General features: G+C 35.5%; 26 protein-coding genes. All 26 read right to left on the bottom strand.

Annotation, left to right across the window (positions count from 1 at the left end; genetic code table 11):
• Positions 1-15: 15 nt before the first annotated feature.
• A complete protein-coding gene (locus ACQCPR_RS06645; protein ID WP_427138558.1) occupies positions 16-807 on the bottom strand; it encodes a phosphatidate cytidylyltransferase in 792 nt (263 codons plus the stop codon).
• Positions 804-1,598 (bottom strand): isoprenyl transferase, encoded by a 795-nt coding sequence (locus tag ACQCPR_RS06640; protein WP_427138557.1) that lies wholly within the window; start codon positions 1,596-1,598, stop codon positions 804-806. The genes ACQCPR_RS06645 and ACQCPR_RS06640 overlap by 4 nt, the downstream gene beginning before the upstream one ends.
• Before the next feature lie 192 nt (positions 1,599-1,790).
• On the bottom strand, positions 1,791-2,348 hold the full coding sequence (frr, locus tag ACQCPR_RS06635; protein WP_090562503.1) for a ribosome recycling factor: 558 nt from the start codon (positions 2,346-2,348) through the stop codon (positions 1,791-1,793).
• Positions 2,348-3,073, bottom strand: coding sequence for a UMP kinase (gene pyrH, locus ACQCPR_RS06630; RefSeq protein ID WP_340773644.1), 726 nt, complete (start codon positions 3,071-3,073; stop codon positions 2,348-2,350). Before pyrH ends, frr begins: the two co-directional genes overlap by 1 nt.
• 241 nt (positions 3,074-3,314) lie before the next feature.
• Positions 3,315-4,199 carry a translation elongation factor Ts gene (tsf, locus tag ACQCPR_RS06625; RefSeq protein WP_427138556.1) on the bottom strand — a complete coding sequence of 295 codons (885 nt, stop codon included), beginning with the start codon at positions 4,197-4,199 and terminating at the stop codon, positions 3,315-3,317.
• 102 nt (positions 4,200-4,301) lie between these two features.
• The gene (gene rpsB, locus ACQCPR_RS06620; RefSeq protein ID WP_090562513.1) at positions 4,302-5,024 is read right to left on the bottom strand and encodes a 30S ribosomal protein S2; all 723 of its coding nucleotides are present in this window, start codon (positions 5,022-5,024) and stop codon (positions 4,302-4,304) included.
• Between the two features lie 151 nt (positions 5,025-5,175).
• Positions 5,176-5,652, bottom strand: a complete 477-nt coding sequence (locus ACQCPR_RS06615; protein WP_427138555.1) for a DUF6115 domain-containing protein — start codon at positions 5,650-5,652, stop codon at positions 5,176-5,178.
• Positions 5,653-5,660: 8 nt separating this feature from the next.
• Positions 5,661-5,963: a hypothetical protein gene (locus tag ACQCPR_RS06610; RefSeq protein ID WP_090562518.1), complete on the bottom strand. Its 303-nt coding sequence runs from the start codon at positions 5,961-5,963 to the stop codon at positions 5,661-5,663.
• 143 nt (positions 5,964-6,106) lie between these two features.
• Positions 6,107-6,877: a FliA/WhiG family RNA polymerase sigma factor gene (locus tag ACQCPR_RS06605; RefSeq protein ID WP_427138917.1), complete on the bottom strand. Its 771-nt coding sequence runs from the start codon at positions 6,875-6,877 to the stop codon at positions 6,107-6,109.
• A gap of 115 nt (positions 6,878-6,992) precedes the next feature.
• A complete protein-coding gene (locus ACQCPR_RS06600) occupies positions 6,993-7,310 on the bottom strand; it encodes a hypothetical protein (RefSeq protein ID WP_427138554.1) in 318 nt (105 codons plus the stop codon).
• Positions 7,307-7,804: a chemotaxis protein CheD gene (locus ACQCPR_RS06595; RefSeq protein WP_427138553.1), complete on the bottom strand. Its 498-nt coding sequence runs from the start codon at positions 7,802-7,804 to the stop codon at positions 7,307-7,309. The genes ACQCPR_RS06600 and ACQCPR_RS06595 overlap by 4 nt, the downstream gene beginning before the upstream one ends.
• Before the next feature lies 1 nt (position 7,805).
• On the bottom strand, positions 7,806-8,438 hold the full coding sequence (locus ACQCPR_RS06590) for a chemotaxis protein CheC (protein ID WP_427138552.1): 633 nt from the start codon (positions 8,436-8,438) through the stop codon (positions 7,806-7,808).
• Complete coding sequence (locus ACQCPR_RS06585) at positions 8,439-8,906, bottom strand: chemotaxis protein CheW (RefSeq protein ID WP_427138551.1); 468 nt, start codon at positions 8,904-8,906, stop codon at positions 8,439-8,441.
• A 32-nt stretch (positions 8,907-8,938) separates the two neighbouring features.
• A complete protein-coding gene (locus ACQCPR_RS06580; protein ID WP_427138550.1) occupies positions 8,939-11,002 on the bottom strand; it encodes a chemotaxis protein CheW in 2,064 nt (687 codons plus the stop codon).
• Between the two features lie 14 nt (positions 11,003-11,016).
• Positions 11,017-12,114, bottom strand: a complete 1,098-nt coding sequence (locus ACQCPR_RS06575; RefSeq protein WP_427138549.1) for a protein-glutamate methylesterase/protein-glutamine glutaminase — start codon at positions 12,112-12,114, stop codon at positions 11,017-11,019.
• Positions 12,114-12,986, bottom strand: coding sequence for a MinD/ParA family protein (locus tag ACQCPR_RS06570; protein ID WP_427138548.1), 873 nt, complete (start codon positions 12,984-12,986; stop codon positions 12,114-12,116). The genes ACQCPR_RS06575 and ACQCPR_RS06570 overlap by 1 nt, the downstream gene beginning before the upstream one ends.
• Positions 12,970-14,085: a flagellar biosynthesis protein FlhF gene (locus ACQCPR_RS06565; protein WP_427138547.1), complete on the bottom strand. Its 1,116-nt coding sequence runs from the start codon at positions 14,083-14,085 to the stop codon at positions 12,970-12,972. Before ACQCPR_RS06565 ends, ACQCPR_RS06570 begins: the two co-directional genes overlap by 17 nt.
• Complete coding sequence (flhA, locus tag ACQCPR_RS06560; RefSeq protein WP_427138546.1) at positions 14,082-16,115, bottom strand: flagellar biosynthesis protein FlhA; 2,034 nt, start codon at positions 16,113-16,115, stop codon at positions 14,082-14,084. Before flhA ends, ACQCPR_RS06565 begins: the two co-directional genes overlap by 4 nt.
• A gap of 25 nt (positions 16,116-16,140) precedes the next feature.
• Positions 16,141-17,226, bottom strand: a complete 1,086-nt coding sequence (gene flhB / locus ACQCPR_RS06555) for a flagellar biosynthesis protein FlhB (protein ID WP_241595917.1) — start codon at positions 17,224-17,226, stop codon at positions 16,141-16,143.
• Between the two features lies 1 nt (position 17,227).
• Entirely contained in the window at positions 17,228-18,004 is a 777-nt protein-coding gene (fliR, locus tag ACQCPR_RS06550; RefSeq protein ID WP_241595920.1) for a flagellar biosynthetic protein FliR, read from the bottom strand.
• 4 nt (positions 18,005-18,008) lie between these two features.
• Positions 18,009-18,278, bottom strand: a complete 270-nt coding sequence (gene fliQ / locus ACQCPR_RS06545) for a flagellar biosynthesis protein FliQ (RefSeq protein ID WP_093263173.1) — start codon at positions 18,276-18,278, stop codon at positions 18,009-18,011.
• 12 nt (positions 18,279-18,290) lie between these two features.
• Positions 18,291-18,956: a flagellar type III secretion system pore protein FliP gene (fliP, locus tag ACQCPR_RS06540; RefSeq protein WP_241595921.1), complete on the bottom strand. Its 666-nt coding sequence runs from the start codon at positions 18,954-18,956 to the stop codon at positions 18,291-18,293.
• Positions 18,949-19,638, bottom strand: a complete 690-nt coding sequence (locus tag ACQCPR_RS06535; protein WP_427138545.1) for a flagellar biosynthetic protein FliO — start codon at positions 19,636-19,638, stop codon at positions 18,949-18,951. The genes fliP and ACQCPR_RS06535 overlap by 8 nt, the downstream gene beginning before the upstream one ends.
• A gap of 4 nt (positions 19,639-19,642) precedes the next feature.
• Positions 19,643-20,005, bottom strand: coding sequence for a response regulator (locus ACQCPR_RS06530; protein WP_241595927.1), 363 nt, complete (start codon positions 20,003-20,005; stop codon positions 19,643-19,645).
• 19 nt (positions 20,006-20,024) lie between these two features.
• Complete coding sequence (gene fliY, locus ACQCPR_RS06525; protein ID WP_427138916.1) at positions 20,025-21,185, bottom strand: flagellar motor switch phosphatase FliY; 1,161 nt, start codon at positions 21,183-21,185, stop codon at positions 20,025-20,027.
• Positions 21,178-22,176, bottom strand: coding sequence for a flagellar motor switch protein FliM (gene fliM, locus ACQCPR_RS06520; RefSeq protein ID WP_241595929.1), 999 nt, complete (start codon positions 22,174-22,176; stop codon positions 21,178-21,180). The genes fliY and fliM overlap by 8 nt, the downstream gene beginning before the upstream one ends.
• Positions 22,177-22,192: the final 16 nt, after the last annotated feature.

Below are 22,192 nucleotides of genomic sequence, written 5' to 3'. Positions count from 1 at the left end.
AATAATGTCGTCTCCTTATATAAAATGTAAAAAGTGAAGAAGCGGTAAGACAAATAAAATACTGTCAAAACGATCCAAAATTCCACCGTGACCTGGCAACAGATTACCAGAATCTTTCACATTATAATGTCTTTTTATCGCTGATTCCACTAGGTCTCCAAGTTGTCCGAATATAGATGCAATAATAGTAATTCCTATTAAAACTAGTATCGATGAAGTAAGTGGGCTGATCCATTGAATGATAAAAGCAGTAATTAACGCCCATATGATTCCTCCAACAAATCCTTCTACCGTCTTATTTGGAGAAATTTCAGGCCATAATTTCCTTTTCCCGATTTTTCGACCTGTAAAATAAGCACCAGAATCTGTTGTCCATACTATAAGCAATGCAAAGATAACGTATGCCAAACCTTCATTTCTTGTTTCAATAAAATAATAAAAACCAATTCCAACGTAAAGTGTACTCAAAATTACAAATGCAGCATCATCAAAAGTAAAACGATTTTTTACTAATACTGTATAGATTAACACTAAGAAAACTCCAACAAACAACCATTCTAATTTCGTGTGTCCTGTATACGTTAATATCTCTTCCGCAAAGGATGACGGCAATAATAGTAGAAACAGGAGTAGAAACGAAACTAAACCAGCAAATGAAAATATGCTTATACCCTTCATACGCAGCATTTCATGCAAGCCAACTGCTGCTATTATGTATACTAATATCGTGAAAACAGACCCGCCTAATAAAACAATCGGGAGGAATAGTGCTAACGCAATAGCACCAGTTATAATTCGTTGTTTCAATTCACTTCTTCCCCCTTAAGTCCACCGTATCTTCTATTTCTTTTTTGATAGCTTTCGATAGCATCTAACAAACTAGCCTCATTAAAGTCAGGCCATAACGTATCTGTAAACCAAAACTCAGTGTAAGCAAGCTGCCATAGCATGAAATTGCTCAGTCGCACCTCGCCACTCGTTCGAATAAGAAGGTCAGGTTCCGACAAGTCTTTAGTCATTAAATGACTGTTCAATAACTCTTCCGTAATTTCTTCTTCGGAAATTTCATCTTGCTCTATTTGCTTGGCAATACGTTTAACTGCTTGCACAATTTCATTTCTACTTCCGTAGTTCAAAGCAAAATTAAGTATCAGACCATCATTTTTTGCGGTTTCCTCTACCGCTTTGTTAATAGCTCTTTTAGTATGCTCAGGTAGCACATCTAAATTCCCCATCATACGCACTTGAACATTTTGCTCGATTAGTTCTGGTAAATACGTCCCTAAAAACTCCTCGGGGAGTCGCATTAAAAAGTCTACTTCCATTTTCGGACGCTTCCAATTTTCTGTTGAAAAAGCATACAAAGTTAACGTGTCGATTCCTACTTCATTGGCGAATCGAGTTATTTTTTTCACAGTCTTCATACCTTCATGATGTCCAGCAATACGGGGAAGGGACCTCTTTTTTGCCCATCTACCGTTCCCATCCATAATAATCGCAATATGGCATGGCAATTGTTCTTTTTGGGCATTTTCTTTTCGTTCATCTAAATGAATATCGATTCTTTTATCATTTTTACGAATAAGTTTTTTAAACATTTAGAAACCCCCAATCTAAACCAAGTCGAACGTCTATACCTATCATATCAAAAAAACGTACATATAAAAAGACGTCCCCTTCAAAGGACGCCTTTTTTAAATAAAAGTTCAAAGGTGCTTAACCAAAATACTTCATTGAAAAAGATATTGGTATTCCTTACTGCTTTAATCCCAAACACATCTTTTTAAAGATTAAACATCTAAGATTTCTTTTTCTTTTTCTTTTGTAATTGCATCGATTTTTTCAATATTAGCATCTGTTAGTTTTTGAATTTCATCTGTATAGTTTCTTAGCTCATCTTCTGTTATTTCACCAGACTTTTCAAGTTTCTTCAAGTCGTCATTACCGTCGCGGCGAACATTACGAACATTTACTTTTGCTTCTTCCGCTTCTTTTTTCACTTGTTTAACTAATTCTTTACGACGCTCTTCCGTTAATGCTGGGATTGCAATACGAATTAATGTTCCATCATTAGTTGGAGTAATCCCTAAATCAGATTTCATAATCGCTTTTTCAATATCCCCTAGAATTGTTTTATCATAAGGTAGAATTGTTATTAAGCGGGCTTCAGGTACAGAAATACCAGCCATTTGATTGATTGGCGTAGGTGCTCCATAATAATCTACTGAAATTTTATCAAGTAAAGAAGCACTAGCACGACCAGCACGGATAGTAGATAACTCTCTACTATAAACTGATATCGTTTTTGCCATTTTATCTGTTGTTTGCTCTATCACTTTTTTCGGCATTATGAATTCCTCCTAACGACTGTACCTATGGTCTCCCCTAGCACAGCCTTTTTAATATTACCTTTTTCCATTATTGAGAATACAATAAGAGCTATGTCATTATCCATACATAAAGTAGAAGCAGTAGAATCCATAACTTGCAGACCTTGTTGAATCACTTCGATAAATGAAAGATTATCATATTTTACTGCTGTACTATCCATTTTAGGATCAGCAGAATATACACCATCTACATTATTTTTGGCCATTAAAATAACATCTGCTTCTATTTCAGCAGCTCTTAAAGCTGCTGTTGTATCTGTTGAGAAGTATGGATTTCCGGTACCTGCTGCAAAAATAACTACACGCTTTTTTTCTAAATGACGAATGGCTCTTCTACGTATGTAAGGCTCTGCAACTTGTCGCATTTCGATAGATGTCTGAACGCGTGTTTCGACACCTGCTTTTTCAAGAGAATCTTGTAGTGCAAGTGAGTTCATAACTGTAGCAAGCATACCCATATAGTCAGCAGTGGCACGATCCATGCCCATTTCGCTTCCTACTTTACCTCGCCATATATTTCCACCACCAACAACTACCGCAACCTCTACACCAAGATCTACAACTTCTTTCACTTGTTCGGCTACAGATTTAATAATGTCAGGAGATAAACCGAAACCTTGTTCTCCAGCTAATGCCTCGCCACTTAATTTTAAAACGATTCTTTCGTATTGTGGTTTGCTCATAGGTATCCTCCATCTCTATCTTGAAAAATAGGGAACACAAGTTACGTGTTCCCTGGTTGTTATTGTATATTATTTCGAGCAAAAACGCTTATAAGGCGTCTGTCGCTTTTCTATATTGTCCAGCTCCGGCGCCTAGCATCTCGAGTCGCTTCAGAATTTCAGCAAAGGCAAAGTACGCCTTTTTCGTGAAATTTTTCCAGCGCTTTTCGATGCTAGATTAGGCGCCTACGCTTTTCTAATATTAGTTTCCTTTAACCTGGCTCATTACTTCTTCTGCGAAGTTGTCTTCACGTTTTTCGATTCCTTCACCAACAGCATAGCGAGTGAATGAAACTAGTTTACCACCAGTTGATTCAACAAATACTTTTACTTTTTGGTCTGAGTTTTTAACAAATGATTGCTCTAATACACAAACTTCTTCAAAGTATTTTCCAAGGCGACCTTCTACCATTTTAGCAACGATATTTTCAGGTTTCCCTTCATTTAAAGCTTGTTCTGTTAATATTTTGCGTTCACGTTCTACTTCATCAGCAGAAACCTCATCGCGTGAAATATAAGCAGGGTTTAATGCTGCAATATGCATAGCAACATCTTTAGCTGCTTGGTCATCTGTTGAACCTTCTAATAATGTAAGAACGCCGATACGTCCTCCCATGTGAAGGTATGGACCAAATGCATCTGCATCTGTTTTAGTTTCGATTACGAAACGACGAAGTGTAATTTTTTCTCCAATTTTAGCAACTGCGTTAGAGATTAAGTTTTCTACTGTAACTCCTTCTTCAACAGTTGAAGCTAAAGCTTCTTCTACTGAAGCTGGTTCTGTAGCTAATAAATGAGAAGCTACTGTTTGTACTAATTGTTGGAAAGATTCGTTTTTTGAAACGAAATCAGTTTCTGCATTCATTTCTAATAATACAGCTTTGTTTCCTTCAACTTGAATATAAGTTGTTCCTTCAGCAGCAATACGATCTGCCTTTTTAGCTGCAGATGAAAGACCTTTTTCACGTAAAAAGTCAATTGCTGCTTCTAAATTACCATCTGATTCAACTAAAGCTTTTTTACAATCCATCATTCCTGCACCAGTTTTTTCACGCAATTCTTTTACCATTTGTGCTGTAACTGCCATTATAAATTCCTCCTAGTACATTTAATATCATTTTCTCAAAAAAAGGTGATAAGAGGTTTGGCCGCTTATCACCTGTTAATTACAATTTGTATTACTCAGGTCTTACTCAGCTGCAACTTCAGCAGAAGTTACTTCTTCGTCTTCACCTTGTCTTGCTTCAAGTAATGCATCCGCCATTTTAGCTGTTAATAGTTTAACCGCACGAATTGCATCATCATTTGCAGGAATTACATAGTCGATTTCATCTGGATCACAGTTTGTATCAACGATTCCTACTAATGGAATGTTTAATTTGCGAGCTTCTGCAACTGCAATACGCTCTTTACGTGGATCAACAACAAACATTACATCCGGAACAGCTTTCATATCACGGATACCGCCTAAGAATTTAACAAGACGCTCATGTTGTTTTTTAAGTTGAACAACTTCTTTTTTAGGAAGTACTTCAAAAGTACCGTCTTCTTCCATTTTTTCAATTGCTTTTAGACGAGCTACACGTTTTTGAATAGTACCGAAGTTTGTTAAAGTACCACCTAACCAACGTTGGTTAATGTAGTAGTTACCTGAACGTTCAGCTTCTTCTTTAATAGCTTCTTGAGCTTGTTTTTTAGTTCCTACGAAAAGAACTTTCCCACCGTCTTGACCTACTTGACGCATGAAATCATAAGCTTCTTCTAATTTCTTTACCGTTTTTTGAAGATCGATAATGTAGATTCCGTTACGTTCAACAAAAATGTATTTTTTCATTTTTGGATTCCAACGGCGAGTTTGGTGACCGAAGTGTACACCAGCCTCTAATAATTGCTTCATTGAGATTACTGACATGATTTGTTTCCTCCTGGTTTGGTTTAGTCTTCCGCATTCATCATTTTTCTTTAGCTACTCTATAAATAGAGCACCTGCTAAATCCATCCGAAATGCGTGTGTATTCATACCGTTTTCTAATATAACATATGATTTTTATACTTTCAACTATTTAGTCGTTAAATTTTAGAAAAAGCTCCACTTCTGTCTTCCCTATTTGTAACATTTTTGCTATTTCTTCAGGATTTTTTCCTTCTTCATAATGAAATAACACTTTTTCTCTCAAAGTTTCAGGAACTTTTTTCTTTGTCGCTTGAGCAGTTTTCAAATAACTGCTTGCAGCTATTTGTTTAGATACAAATGAATTCTGCGGTTCAAAAGCTGTAGCCTCTTTTATTGATGGTTTTTCTATAACTTTCGTATGTGTTGTTCTAGGTACTTCTGTATTTTGCAGTTCCTTCAAAAGTCGATTATTTTCATCTATAATTTCAGCGATATAGGCACTAAAAGAATCTTCAATGTCGATTAAAACTTGTTGTTGCTTTTCTTCCATCTTACTAAACTTCGAAATTTTGGCATTTAATAGAGCAATAAAGTAAAAACTCATTATTTGCAATAAGAATAATATTATTAAAATAGTCGTTATCATAACTGCTCCTAACCACTAAAATCTACAAAGTTCCCCTTGAAAGGATGCTTTGTCTCTTTTATTTCCTGTTCTCTCTTTTTTCTATTTTGACGCTCTTGTTCCATTCTTTCTTTTTCTTCATCTTGGGAACTTGTCTCCGAGGCTTCAGTAGACTTTGTGACCGTTTCTCTATTTTTTTCTAACTGTCTTTCAGAAGCTGCTTGCGCATTAGATTGTTGTATTGCACTTTGTTGTTGGATTTGATCGGCTACTTTACCAGCATCAAACGTCTTAGGAATAGCTATTTGAAGTTCTGCTAATTTTAAGCTCATGGTAGTATCCCCTTATTCTATATATGCCAATTCAATAATTTAGTAATAAAATCCGAAAAGTTAATTTTCGCTCCAACTCACTTTATGGATAATTGAATATCACATCGCTATTCGCATTTTCTATTGAAGTAAGTATGAATAACTTATACATTCATCATTTCATTCATTAATAGCTTTCGTAGTTTAAAAAGTGCTTTCGAATGAATTTGAGATATTCTAGAAGTAGACAAACCTAGCATTTCTCCAATAACTGTAAGCGTCAATTCCTCTGTATAAAACAAATTTAACACTAATTGTTCATTTTCATTTAGTTGTTGAATTTGATTTGCTAAATCTTCAATTAGCTCTCGTTTAACCATTTGTTGTTCTGGAGTTTTCTGAGAGTCATCTCGAATGACATACGATTTATTTTCAGCATCTTCACTTTCTTGTAGCTGCTCATCGATTGACAGTACATTCGAGAAAAAATGCTCCTGTACTGTATGGTATACATCTTCAACAGGCATTTCGACAAATTCCGCTATTTCTTCGGCGGATACATGTCTCATCAACTTTTGCTCGAGTTCTTCAATTTTAGATTCTAATTTCTTCGCTTTTTCTCGCGAAGAGCGCGGAAGCCAATCTTCCTTCCTCAACCCATCAATGATAGCCCCTCTTACACGAAACGAAGCATACGTATCAAATTTTAACTCTCTTCTATAGTCAAATTTATTTAGAGCATCAAATAATCCCATCATTCCTAAACTTTTAAGCTCTTCTTTAGATATATTTTTAGGGATACCTGCACCGATTCTTTGCACATGATAGTTGACTAGTGGTATATATTTTTTCATGAGTAAATCTCCGGCCTGAGGATCTTTGCTTTCAGTCCAACTCTTCCAAAGAAGTTGCTCATCTGTCGAATCTTGATTTATCAAAATTATCCCCCTTTCCAATATATCTAATCATTATTGTTATTATAACAAAAATCTCACTAAAAAGGGGAGTCGAAACTATCGACTCCCCCGATTTTTTATACATTTCGACATATCAGGTCTGTGAACTGGTTTGTTCCTCTTCGTTTAACATTGTCTTTACTAGCTCTGCATAATCTTCTGGGGAAATTTCAGATTTTAAAATTTCAACATCATTATCTATCGGCATATCTTCCATTTCTTCCAGCGGATTACTTATTATATATCTAATAATTGCTCTACCCAAAAATGTTAGAAGAAAGAATACAAAAGCAACAATACACGCATCAAAAATAATTGCCATACCTTCTATAAAAGGATAAGAAAATAAAAAATACACACTGAAAGCAATAAGCGCTACCCAAAAGTTAGAAAGAATAGTTCCTACCATCATATATCTCTCACTCCTTGGTTCACTGTTCTAATATTTAATAGTTTTGTAGTAGGATCAAACTCTATTGTTCTACCACTATTTCCCCCCGTATCTTCTGCGATAATAGGAATAGAAAACTTTTTTAAATACTCTTTAACTGCCTCGACATTACGTGGCCCAATTCTCATCGTCTCACTAGTAGTAGAGAACTGAAACATTTGAGCCCCTCCAGCTATTTTAGCTTTTAACTTATAAGGTTGAATACCTTCAGTTTTTAACTGCTCCACCATCGCTGGAATACCAGTATCTGCAAATTTCGCAATATTTATCGCTTCCGCTCTTCCTAGACTCGAATCAGGTAGCATAACATGAATCATACCTACCGTCGTTGATCTCTCGTCATATAGAACAACTCCTACACACGAACCAAGTCCGGAAGTACGTATTTTATCTGGAGCTTTTGCAATATTCATATCTGCAATGCCGACTTTGACTATTTGACCTTGTGCGTTCATATTAGTTAACTCCTAAAGCTTTAAAAATAGCTTCAAATGATTCTGGATCTGGTAATAAAAAGAAATGTCCTTTCACACTCTCTTCGTTCGGAACATCCACTTCATTGATAGCTGTATCTATTACAATGACATAATCACTTATATGAGATAACTCTACCAATCCAAAACTTATAATAGCACCAACCATATCTACGCTTAGGGCAGGTACAGTAGGGTATATTTTTAAACGTGTAAAATCTGATAATGCAGATAGATAGGAACCAGAAAGTATATTGCCAAGCTCTTGCATGGCAGAGGCCCCTATTTCAGATACTTCACCTGTTTGAAAATCGAAAGTTTCATCTTGTACCAATCTTCGTATAAATCGATTCGCCTGTTCCACTGGTAGGACAAAAAACATACTACCAGTAACGTCACCTTCTATACGAAGATAAATGCCGGCAACTACACTTTCTGGGCCTCCAGCTAAATCCATCATATCGTCAAATGATACCATTTCCACCTTTGGTACCTTCATATCAATTTTTTTATTTAATAACGTCGACAATGCTGTAGCCGCATGCGCAGCGCCAATGTTTCCTATTTCCTTTAAGACATCTAAATGCATGGAAGTTATTTTACTGTCATACATCATTTAAACTCCTGACTTAATAGGATTTAATACATGATTTAAGTGAAGAAGGATTAACAGACGGCTATCAATTTTCGCAACTCCAGCTATAAAGTCTTGTTCCATACCTCCAACTACCTCTGGCTGTGGTTCAATTGAACCTACTGGTATATCTAATACATCATTAGCCGAGTCAACAATTACTCCAACATCCATATCATCCATATCATCCAGCGTTATTATAATAATACGAGTAGATTCGTTTAAACTACTCTCTCCTAATCCAAAACGATTTTTCAAATCAATAATAGGAGTAACTACTCCACGTAAGTTGATAACTCCCTTCACAAATGAAGGGGTTTTAGGGACACGTGTAATATATATAAGTTTCTCAATACCTTGAACCTGACTAACAGGTATAACATATTCTTTATCTGCCAATTGGAAAACTACTACTTTTAAATTTTCATAATCTACTGCTGTTTCTGTCATAATGCTCTCTCATCCTTTCTAGTAGATGCTATTTAACTGATTAATGCATTACAATCTACAATTAGTGCTACCTTACCATTACCTAAAATAGTTGCACCGGAGATTGCGAATACACTTGATAAATATGCACCAAGTGATTTTAAGACAATCTCTTGTTGACCGATAAACGAATCTACTACAAGACCAGCCATTTTGTCTCCTTTTCGAACAAGAACAACAGAGTGAAATTCATCATCAGTACTTTCTCTAGGAACATCAAATACATTTTCTAAGAATACTAACGGAACGACCTTGCCACGGAAATCTATTACTTTTTGATTGTGAGCATTTAATATATCAGATGAACGGATAATCGCAGTCTCAATAATAGAAGAAAGAGGTATAGCATAAATTTCCTCACCAAGTTCTACTAACATTACTGAAATAATAGAAAGCGTCAACGGTAATTGGATAGAGAATAATGAACCTTGCCCTTCCGTTGAAGATATATCAATAGAACCACCAAGGGATTCAATCGTCGTTTTTACTACGTCTAATCCAACACCTCTACCTGAGACATCCGAAATAACATCAGCAGTAGAGAATCCAGAAGAAAGAATTAGCTCTGCTACTTGTTTATCACTCATCGCTTGAGCACTTTCTTTTGAAACAATTCCTTTTGATATAGCTTTTTTCAAGACTTTTTCACGGTTAATGCCCGCACCATCGTCCTCAATCTCGATAAACACATGATTACCGCTATGATATGCGCGAAGTACTACTGTACCTTCCTCTGGTTTACCTTTAGCTAAACGGATTTCTGGACTTTCTACTCCATGGTCTAAGGAATTTCTAATTAAATGTACAAGAGGATCCCCAATTTCATCAATTACTGTTCGGTCTAATTCTGTTTCAGCACCAATCACTTCTAAATTGATTTTTTTATTTAAATCACGTGCTAACTGACGTACCATTCTTGGGAATCTATTGAATACTGTTTCTACTGGAACCATACGCATATTTAATATAATATTTTGTAGGTCACCAGTTATGCGGGACATACGTTCTACAGTTTCATCTAACTCGCTGTTATGTAAATCTTCCGAGATTGACTGAAGACGACCACGGTCAATTACTAACTCCTCAAATAAATTCATCAATATATCTAATCGTTCAATATTCACACGAATTGTTTTACTAGATTGAACTTGATTGTTTTTAGATGTCGGCGACTTTTCAGGAGACTTTACTTCCACTATTTGTTGGTTATCTTCAGTAACATCAGTTAATTCCACCACTGAAGTCTCTACAACTTTGTCTACCTCAAAACTATTACGTTTTTTTAGTTGTTCTAATGTTACTGAGTTAACTATTACTTCTATCACTTCAGAAACTTTCATCAATTTCTTTTGCACATCTTCTGAAGTTTCAGTTGTCACTAGAGCTACATAGAAAATCTCATCAAAATCTTCACCCTCTAAATTCTCAACTGTTGGGGAAGATTTTATAACGTCACCCATTTTTTCTAATAATTCAAAAACCATGTATACTCTAGCAGCTTTAAGTAAGCAATCTTCACGCAGTTTGACAGAAATTTCATAGGTAAAGAAATCCTGTTCGACTGACTGCTGAATTACAGTCATTTCATAATCGTCATAAGTTAACCAGTTATCTTGGGTAGTAGTAGTATCATCTATAATAGAGGGTTCTACTGTAGTAGCAGCAACTGGAATTACTTCTCCAGTTTCTATTTTATGGAGCTTTTGTACAGTATCTGTTACATCCAGCTTTCCTTTTCCTCCCGCCGCAATATCCAATACCATTTCTTCCAATTGGTCGACTGCAACGAAGACAACATCTAATAATTCAGCAGTGACATGTAGACGACTATTTCTAATTTCATCTAAAACATTTTCCATTTTATGCGTTAAATTTGCGATATCTTCATAACCCATTGTTGCTGACATGCCTTTTAAAGTATGCGCAGAACGGAATACTTCATTAACAATTGCTATATTCTCAGGATTTTTTTCTAATTCTAATAAATGTTCATTACAAGCTTGTAAATGCTCCTTACTTTCTTCTATAAACATTTCCAAATATTGATTTGTATCCATTGATTAACACCCCTTTAAGGTAGATATTGTATGATGGTTTTTGCTATTTGATCTAAATCCACTACTTCATTTACTAAATTTGTTTCTATAGCAGCCTTTGGCATTCCATATACAATGCAAGTACTCGCTGCTTCTGCAATGGCCACAACGTTTCCGCTATTTTTCAACTGTTTAAGACCGAGAGAACCATCAGATCCCATTCCAGTCATAATAACTGCAATCTTATCAAAATCATTAAACTGGCTATTATCTTCAAAAAGTACATCTACTGCCGGTCTATGTCCAGATCGTGGCGCTTCTTTGTCATCTAGTACGATGAAGTATGATGCACCTTTTTTCTGGATGCGCATATGGTAGCCGCCAGGTGCAATATACGCATGTCCATTTTGAAGTACATCGCCATCTTCCGCTTCTTTTACTTCTATTGCTGATAGTTGATTGAGCCTTTGTGCCAACGATTTCGTAAATCCGGCGGGCATATGTTGAACAATTAATACTGGAGCCTTTATACTGCTTGGTAATTTTGTAATCACTTCTTGAAGTGCTCTTGGACCTCCAGTTGAAGTTCCAATTAAGATCATTTTCTTCTTCAGCTTATCCCATTTAATAACATTTGGTGAGTCGGGTATTTTCTTTATTTCTACATTTTTTGTAGTTAATTTTTTTAATGGTAATGGTGAACGTTTCTTCATTTTATTTATTGATACTTGAGCTGCATTTTCTACTTTTTCTAATAATTCCTCTTTAATCTTATGTAAATCTAAAGAAATAGTGCCACTTGGCTTCGCGATGAAATCAACGGCACCATATTCCATTGCTTGAATCGTACTTTCCGCTCCACTTTTTGTTGTACTAGATAGCATTACAACAGGAACTGGCATATCGGACATTATCTGGCGTAGTGCATCCAAACCATTCATCACTGGCATTTCAACATCCATCGTGATGACATTTGGTTGTAGAGTTTTTATCTTTTCAATTGCGTCTTTTCCATTTCTAGCGATACCTATTACTTCTATCGATTTGTGATCAATAAAAAAGTCACTAATAAGTTTACGCATAAATGCGGAGTCATCTACTATTAACAACTTCATTTTTGGTTTCACGTCCATCATCTCACGCCCCTATGCGAAAAAAGACTTTTTAATCGAGATATGAATTTATTGTGCTTAGGAATAACTTCTTCCGCATCATCAAAATCAGTAAATGTAGAAGTAATTTTTTTTAACTTTTTTGTTATTTCAGCTTGTGGATATAAAATAGAAAATGGTATTTGTTCCCTTACTGCTTTTCGAACAACTGAATCCTCAGGCAGAACGCCTAATACCGTAATTTCTTTGGATAGAAATTTGGACATTGCTAATTTTAATCTACCGGTTGTGTCTAAACCTTCTTCATCGGTAAATGCTCGATTGCAAATAAGGAAAAAGTTTTTCTCAGAATCTTTATAGTAAATATATTTCATCATCGAATAGGCATCTGTAATGGATGTTGGCTCTGCCGTTGTTATAACAATAATATCGTCAACTGATACTAACAAATCCAATGTCTGACTCGTGGCACCAGCCCCCATGTCAAATACAATATAATCAAAGTTCTTCTGTAAATATTCGAATGCTTCTATTAACCGATCAAACATATCTTCTGTCCATTCCATTACACCATTTAACCCTGAACCACCAGATATATATTGTAAATCGTTTGGACCTTCGAACATCACTGATTCTATCGACTGATCTCCCACTAAGTAATCCTTTAAGTTAGAGGAAACTGATTTACCCAGTAATATATGAATATTCCCCATTCCAATATCCATATCAATTAATACAACTTTTTTACCTTGTCCACTTAAAGTTGTAGTGAAATTAATAGAAAAATTACTTTTTCCTACTCCACCTTTACCACTAACAACTGCTATTGATCGCCCAAGCCTATTTTGGTTCCGAAGCATTTTCATTCTAAGTTCTTCAGCCTGATCTCTCATAGTGAATCCCCTTTAAGAACAATTTGAGTAATTCTTCAAGACTAGCTTCCATAATATCCTCCGGGACTTCTTGACCATCCGTATAGTAAGCAAGTCCCTTATTATATTTAACCATTAAATTGATAATTGAGCCAATAGTATTTGTTTCATCTACCTTAGTAAAGATAAATTTTTCAATTGGAAATTCACTAAATTGTTCTATTATTACTTCCATGTCCTTTTGTTTAGATGTTGAAGAGAGTACTAGGAAAGTTTCTGTATTTACTTCAAATTCTATTAACTTTTGTAGATCTCTAACAAATTTAGTTTCTTTATAGTTCCTACCAGCTGTATCTATAAATACGATATCTAAATTTTCAAATTTAACCATCGCATCTTGCAAGTCCTGTTCGTTGTAGACAATTTCGAGAGGAGCTTGAAGCAAACCAGCATATGTTTTAAGTTGTTCAATTGCAGCAATCCGATATGTATCCGTTGTTATAAATCCGACTTTTTTCTTCTTTTCTAAAACTGCTCGTGCTGCCATTTTAGCTATTGTCGTCGTTTTACCAACACCTGTTGGACCTAGAACATTTATATATTTCTTCGTATACGAAATCCCACCGAACGGAAGGTGCTCCAGTTGTGTTTCAAGTATATTTTTCGTTATCGTAATTTGCTCTTCCATTTCGAGAACTCCTGTATTACTTTTCAGATGCACAAAAAGCTCATCACTAACAGGTGTGATAAGCTCCTCTGACAATTCTTGCTCTTGTAAATAGTCTATAAGAGTCTTCATTTCTGTTGGATATGAACTTAACATTTCTGGGCGCCCGATGTTCTTTACCATTAGTTTTAAGTCTTCTAATTCCTTTTTTATCTCTACAGAAACATTTAGATGTTCTTGAGGTACCACCGATGGCACCTCAAATGTATTACTCGATTGTTCGAATGTGTCCATACCAGCTACTACTTCAATAGATTTTTTCTTAAACAAGCCTAAAAAACCTTTTGAAAAGACTACCTTTGAACTTAAAATAACTGCGTCATCACCAAGTTCTTTACGTATTAACTTCATAGCTTCTGGCATTGAACTCGCTATATATTTTTTCATTTTCAATCTACATTCACCACCCCGACACTTTGTACCTCAATGGAGGATTCTAGTTCATTATAAGAAAGAATTGGTACATGTGGGAAATATCTTTCTGTCATTTGTCTCACATACATTCTAACTGCGGGTGAACAAAGAATGATTGGAGATTGCTCCATCATTGAAGCACGCTCAATCTCTTTAGCCATAGATTCTAGTATCGCTTGAGAATCACTTGGATCTATAGATAAATAGTTCCCATGTTCTGTTTGTTGAATACTATCAGCAATTAGTTTTTCCACTTTACCAGAGACCGTTAACACTTTTAACACATTACTATTTCCAGCATATTGCGTCGTAATTTGCTTCGCTAAAGATTGTCTTGAGTATTCAGTTAATACATCGGCATCAGAGGTCATTTTTGAATAGTCCGCAAGGGTTTCAAATATGATTGGCAAATTCCGAATTGAAACATGCTCTCTTAATAGATTGCTTAATATTTTTTGAATCTCTCCTACTGTCAATGGAGTAGGTGTTAACTCGTCTACTAAGATTGGGTATGTCTCTCTAATATGATCGATTAATTGTTTCGTTTCCTGGCGTCCTAATAACTCATGTGCGTTATTACGAATAATTTCAGTCATATGTGTTGAAACAACACTTGGTGGATCCACAACGGTATATCCAAGTATTTCGGCTTCTTCCTTCACAGATTCCGTTATCCATTTAGCTGGTAAGCCAAAGGAAGGTTCTACAGTATCAATACCCTCAATTGAATCATCGTCTCCAGGACTCATAGCTAAATAATGATCTAAAAGAAGCTCTCCTCTTGCCATTTCATTGCCCTTAATTTTGATGCGATATTCGTTTGGTTGTAGCTGAATATTATCACGTATTCGAACTACCGGAATAACTAACCCTAATTCAAGTGCAAGTTGTCTACGAATCATTACGACCCGATCAAGCAAATCCCCACCCTGAGCAGCATCTACTAAAGGAATCAATCCGTAACCAAACTCAAACTCGATTGGATCCACGTTTAGCAAATTAATAACATTTTCTGGACTTTTCATACTATCAGTTGTTACTTCCTCTTCAAATTCTTCCATTTCATCTGGATCTTCTTTTCTAGCCTTGCTCATCATATAAGCTCCAACAGCAAGTGCAGTAGCGATAGGCAAAGTTAAAACTAAACCAATTGGTGTTATAATGCCTAGAAGCGTTATTGTTGCAGCAGCAACATAAAGAAGTTTCGGTTGATTAAATAGTTGGCCGGTAATATCTCCACCAAGATTCCCTTTAGATGCAGCTCTTGTAACAACTATCCCAGTTGCAGTGGAAATTAATAATGCTGGAATTTGGGAAACTAGACCGTCCCCTACTGTTAGTGTTGAAAATTTTACTGCTGCTTCACCAAATGGAAGTCCAAATTGCACAACTCCGATAATAATACCGAATAATAAATTGATAATAACGATGATGATACCTGCAATGGCATCCCCTTTTACAAATTTTGTTGCCCCGTCCATAGCACCATAAAAGTCTGCTTCACCGCCAACCTTTTCACGTCTTTCACGTGCCTCTTTCTCGGAAATCATCCCAGCATTTAAATCCGCATCGATACTCATCTGTTTACCCGGCATTGCATCTAATGTAAAACGAGCTGCCACTTCAGCAACACGCTCGGCACCTTTTGTAATTACTATAAAGTTTATAATTACTAAAATAGAAAATACAACTAAACCAACAAGCATATTCCCGCCTGTTACAAATGTACCAAAGGTTTCAACTACTTTACCCGCGTCACCTTCTGCTAAAATTGCTCTTGTTGTGGAAATATTTAACGCAAGCCTAAACAATGTTATAAGTAAAACGATTGTTGGAAATACTGAGAACTCTAAAGCTTCTTTCATATTCATAGCTGTCATCAATATTAATAACGCTAGTGTAATATTTATAATAATAAGAAAACTTATTAACCAATGAGGAAGAGGTATTACGAGCATCGCCACAATAGATATTACAGCTGCCAATACGGTTATATCGCGGACTTGCATATACTTCCACCTCTATCTTTATCAATTATATTTTTTGTTTAATACGATATACATAAGCCAATACTTCGGCAACTGCTTTGAAAAACTCGTCAGGAATTCGTTGACCAACTTCTACTTGGTCATACATTGACCGAGCAAGTGGTCTATTTTCAACCATGACAACATTATTTTCCTTCGCAATTAGCTTTATCTTTTGTGCAACAAAATCTGCACCTTTTGCTACTACTGTTGGAGCATCCATCGATTCATCGTCGTATTTTAAAGCAATTGCAAAGTGTGTAGGATTCGTAATAATGACATCGGCCGTAGGGATTTCTTGCATCATACGACGCATCGCCATCTCCCTCTGTCTTTGGCGAATACGAGACTTTATAATTGGATCCCCATCTGAGTTTTTATGTTCATCTTTAATGTCTTGCTTAGACATTTTAAGATTTTTTTCGTAGTCATACTTCTGATAAAAGAAATCCAGGATAGAAATAAATAATAATACACAAGAAGCACCTATTCCCATTGTTCCAGTTAACCAGCCGACAGTGGAAAGTGCATCCCAAGCAGTTTTAAACGATAGAGATAAAACTTGTTCCAAATTAATCCAAAGGATTAAAGTAGTTACAGAACCAATAAAAGATATTTTCAAAATAGATTTTAATAACTCAATAATTGCTTTAAGGGAAAAAATCCTTTTAAGACCTTTTATAGGATCAATCTTTTTCAAATCAAACTTCAAGGGCTCTGTAGTAAACAATAACCCAAACTGAAAGAAATTTGCACCAACTGCAGCTACCACCGCTACCAGCATTATTGGTAATAAAATTATAGCCATTTCAAGAAGCATATCTTTATAAATAATTATTGCTGTATCAATTGTCAAAGTTTCTATTAACATGTACTTAGTAAAGGTCATGCTAAAAAACGAGAATATCTCTGTTCTTAAAAAACTAGCAAAGAAAAATAGAAATAGAAAAACGGAGAGTAATACAATCGCACTTGTCACATCTGGACTCTTTAATACTTGTCCTTTTTTACGAGAATCCTCTCTCTTTTTAGGAGTAGCTTTTTCTGTTTTTTCTCCCGCAAAACACTGGAGATCCAAGCGTAGAGCAAGCATATTAGCCACCACCTAAAATTATCATTAAGTCACGCATTGCAACAACCAAAGTTTCAAATAACCGCTGTACGACTGCCAGAAGTACCCCCATCATCACTAGAAGAACTATAAAACCTACAGCGATTTTAATCGGAAATCCAATAACAAATATATTTAACTGAGGTACAGTCCTTGCAGTAATACCAAGAGCTATATCCACAAGAAATATTGTAGCAACTATTGGTATAGACATTTGAAATGCTACAGCAAAAACTCCAGCGAAAGTTTTCATAATGAATTCTACATAATTCTCTTGTCCAAAAGATGGCCAAACCATTTCCATCGGCATAAATTGATAGCTATAAAAAATACCATCTAACAACAAATGATGACCGTTTAACGCTAACAACAACAATAAGGATAAAGTATTCAAAAATTGTCCTATTAATGGACTTTGAGTACCTGTTTGAGGATCAATAACATTTGCCATTGCAAATCCCATTTGAAAGTCAATAAATCCACCTGCAATTTGAATAGCTGACATAATAATATAAGCAAGTAAACCTATAAATAATCCAAATATAACTTCTTTAATAATCAACAGAATATAATCTCCATTTATTTTAAATGGTTCGACATCGAGGGTATAATACATCATCCATGATAAGACTACAGCAAAGGCTATCCGATGTGTTGCAGGTATTGTTCGATGCGAAAATAGTGGTAACACTACAAAAAATGCGGAAACACGAGCAATTATAAGTAATAACACAGTTAAACTTGGTAAGATCGCATCCATAGTATCAACCAATGTATCGTATTAAATTCTCAAAGATATCGGCTGCATAGGAGGTGACTTGCGAAAGCATCCAAGGACCAAAGAAAACTATAGCAACTAAAACTGCAACAATTTTTGGCACAAATGCAAGTGTTTGTTCTTGGATTTGTGTAGTTGCCTGAAAAATACTAACCGCAAGACCTGTAATTAAGGCAACTAAAAGAAGAGGACCTGATGCAAGAAGAATGACCCAAATTGCTCGTTCCGCAATTGAAATTACCATTTCATTATTCAATACAATCAGCTCCTAAAAACTTTGTAAAATAGATTTCATAACTAAATACCATCCATCTACTAAAACAAATAGTAAAATTTTAAATGGTAGTGAGATCATAACTGGCGGTAACATCATCATACCCATTGACATTAGTACACTCGCTACAATCATATCAATAACTAAAAAAGGAATAAAAATCATAAAACCAATTTGGAATGCTGTTTTAATTTCACTAAGTGCAAATGCAGGTACCATAACTGTTAAAGGAATATCCTCGATTGTTTCAGGTCTTTCTGCTTCTGAATACCTTAAGAAAAGTTCTAAATCTTTTTGTCTCGTATGCTTACTCATGAATTCTTTAAAAGGACCACTGGCATTTTTGTAAGCTTCTTCTAGAGTAATATCTTCATCAAATAAAGGAGTTAGTGCCTCTTCATTAACTTGCTGTAATGTTGGTGCCATGATGAAAAATGTTAAAAATAGTGCTAAACCAACTATCACTTGATTTGGTGGCATCTGATTAGTTGCTAATGCAGTTCGAACAAATGAAAGTATAATAACTATTCTGGCAAAGGACGTCATCAATATTAAAATACTAGGAGCCAATGATAAAACCGTTAGCAAAAGCATTAATTTTATAGATGTGGAGAGATTTGATGGGTCGCTGTCCGAGAAAAACTGGACAAATTCATTCATTGTTATCGCGCTCCTTCGTCTTCCAATCCTTTAATACATTACTACGGTCTTTTTGAATTTCTTGTAACCTCTTCTGAAAGGTCTCATCAAACGAAGATTTCTTATCCTCAGTCTCCGTTCTTGAATTTCCTTTTTCTTTCAAGCGACCTATTAACTCAGATATGTATGGAATACTCTTTCCAATATCTATTTTTTCTTCATATACTTTAGTTAAGTTTTCTATTTCTTCTGGATTAGTTATTTCTTTTAACAAAGTAATATCGTCTCCAATACCAACTAAAAATATGGAATTACCTACTTGCATTAGCTGTAAGGATTTCCCCTGTCCAACTCCAACCCCACCTAAATTATGAATAAGCTGATTGGTCTGAAAGTTTTTGTTTCTGCTATTTACAAAGCGAAGTAAACCATAGAGTAAAGCAATAACGAACAAAAGTGCAAATATCATTTTGATATAATCCCAAGCTGTTACAGAAACACCCACAGAAACGGGTTCATCATTCGTTTCTGGAGTTTTTTCTATATTAGCCTCTGACTCTTTTTCGTTATTTTGATCTTTATTTAATTCTTTATAGTAGTCTTCTATACTTTTATTTGAATCTAATTCTGCTTTTACACCTAGCTGGGTTCCAAAAGTTAGTAAGAGAAGAACACTTAAAAAGAGGGGGAATTTCCTTATCATGTCATTACCCTAAAGCTTTTGAAATTGCTTCAATTACACGATCAGCTTGGAAAGGTTTTACAATGAAATCATTTGCTCCGGCTTGAATTGCATCAATTACCATGGCTTGTTGCCCCATTGCAGAGCACATAATGATTGTGGCAGTTGGATCTTTTGCTTTAATCTCTTTTAGGGCAGCAATTCCATCCATCTCAGGCATTGTAATATCCATCGTAACTAGATCAGGTTTAAGCTCATTATACTTTTCAATTGCTTGAACTCCATCTCCTGCTTCTCCTACTACTTCAAAACCATTTTTGCTTAAAATATCTTTAATCATCATTCTCATAAATGCTGCATCATCTACTATTAAAATTCTTTTCGACATAATATGTCTCCTCCAGTGCTTATCTTAAATTATTAATACGTTCAGCTTGACTTAAAATATCTGTAATACGAACACCAAAATTCTCATCAATTACAACGACTTCTCCTTTGGCTACATGTCGATTGTTGACAAGAATATCTACAGGCTCTCCAGCCAATTTGTCGAGTTCAATGATGGAGCCACTTGTCAGTTCCAAAATTTCTTTTACAGTTCTCTTAGTACGACCTAATTCTACTGTTACTTGGAGAGGAATATCAAGTAGTAAATTTAAATTTCTAGACTCATTTTGCGATAAACTTGGTGCTTCAAAGTTAGCAAATTGTGCTTGTTGTACTTCCACTTGTGGTGCTTGTGGTCGTGATTGATGCTGATTATACTGCACCTGCGGATGCATTTCAGCTGCTTGTTGTGTTTGCGGTTTAGACTGTTGTTGAACTGGTTGCTGATGTACTTTTTCTTCTGTAATAGTTGCAGCTACCTCAGGTTCTTCTCCACCTATTAATGATTTCACTAAATTAAGCCCAAACTCTAATGGTAATAGCTGCATAATATTGGAATCTATTAAATCACCAATTTTAAGACGGAAAGATATTTTTATAAGCAATTCATCTTCTGGAAGTGCATCTGTACCTTCACCTTCAATTAGATTCATAAGATCGATTGTAGGAGGTGAAATATCCACTTTTTTATTAAAAACGGTAGACATTGAGGTTGCAGCTGAACCCATCATTTGATTCATCGCTTCTTGTACTGCGCTTAGTTGAATTTCGCTAAGTTCTGGTTTTGGATCTAAACCATCCCCACCAAGCATTAAGTCAGCAATAATAGCAGCATCCGATTGTTTTATAACGAGAAGATTCATACCAATCAGTCCAGTGGTATATTGTACTTGGACCGCTACATAAGGATGAGGAAACTCTTCTTTAAGTTTACTACGGTTAATCATACTAATGTTTGGTGTAGTAATATCTACTTTTTGTCCTAAAAGGGAAGAAAGGGCTGTAGCAGAACTACCAAATGAAATATTACCAATTTCCCCGAGGGTATCCTGAGCAAATGAATCCAAATAGTCTTCTATATTTATCTCTTTCGTAACTACTTCTTTTGTACCTTCTTCATCTATATTCGTTCCTCTAAGGAGGGCCTCAATTTCTTCTTGGGAGAGCATATCATCACTCATCATCATCCTCTCCTCCTTTCACAGTTTCAATGACTTGAACAGCCATTCGTTTTTTTAGTTTACCAGGTTGACCAATAAATTTAGGAATGCCACCAACATTAACTGTTAGCGGGTCATCAATTTTAGTATTTAACTGAATGACATCTCCTAATTGTAAGTACAACAGATCTTCCATAGATATATCCGTTGTCCCAATTTCCGCAACAATCGGAATTTCTGCTGCTTTTACACGTTTTTTTAGAACCTCTAACTGTTCAGGCGATACTTCTTTTTTATTCGTTTGCATCCAGTATCGCACCGATAGGTTAGGGACAATCGGTTCTAATACAACATGTGGGATACAAATATTAATCATCCCACTTGTTTCTCCAATGACTGTATTAAAGGAAATGACCACTACTGTTTCATTGGGAGAAATCATTTGTAAAAATTGTGGATTGACTTCTAACTCTGTTAGAATAGGATCGATATCCGCAATATTTACCCATGCTTCCCGTAAATTATCAAACGAACGCTCAAATAAATTGGTCATAATCTTCGTTTCAATTTCTGTTAGATTATCCACTTTTGTATGTGCTTGTCCTTTACCACCCATCATTAAATCCAGCATGGAATACGCAATATTTGGGTTAATCTCCATCAGAATATTTCCTTCCAGTGGTGGAACCTCGAACACATTGATCAATGTCATATGTGGTACCGATCGGACGAACTCTTCAAAGGGTATTTGATCAACCGACACGACCGATATTTGCACATATGTTCTTAACTGGGCAGAAAAAAATGTAGTTAATAGACGCGCAAAGTTTTCATGGATTCTCGTTAAACTTCGAATCTGATCTTTTGAAAAGCGAAGTGCTCTTTTGAAATCGTATGTCCTTACTTTTCTAGCCTCTTGCTCACTTTTCATTTCATCTGCTGTCATTTCACCTGTTGAGAGTGCACTTAACAATGCATCTATTTCTGATTGAGATAATATATCACCTGCCAATCTGCCCACCTCCATT

The organism is Psychrobacillus psychrodurans, from assembly GCF_050209195.1.
Taxonomy (GTDB): Bacteria; Bacillota; Bacilli; order Bacillales_A; family Planococcaceae; genus Psychrobacillus; species Psychrobacillus psychrodurans.
Note: the sequence above shows the minus strand (reverse complement) of the source record. Positions and strands in the feature narration are given on the sequence as shown.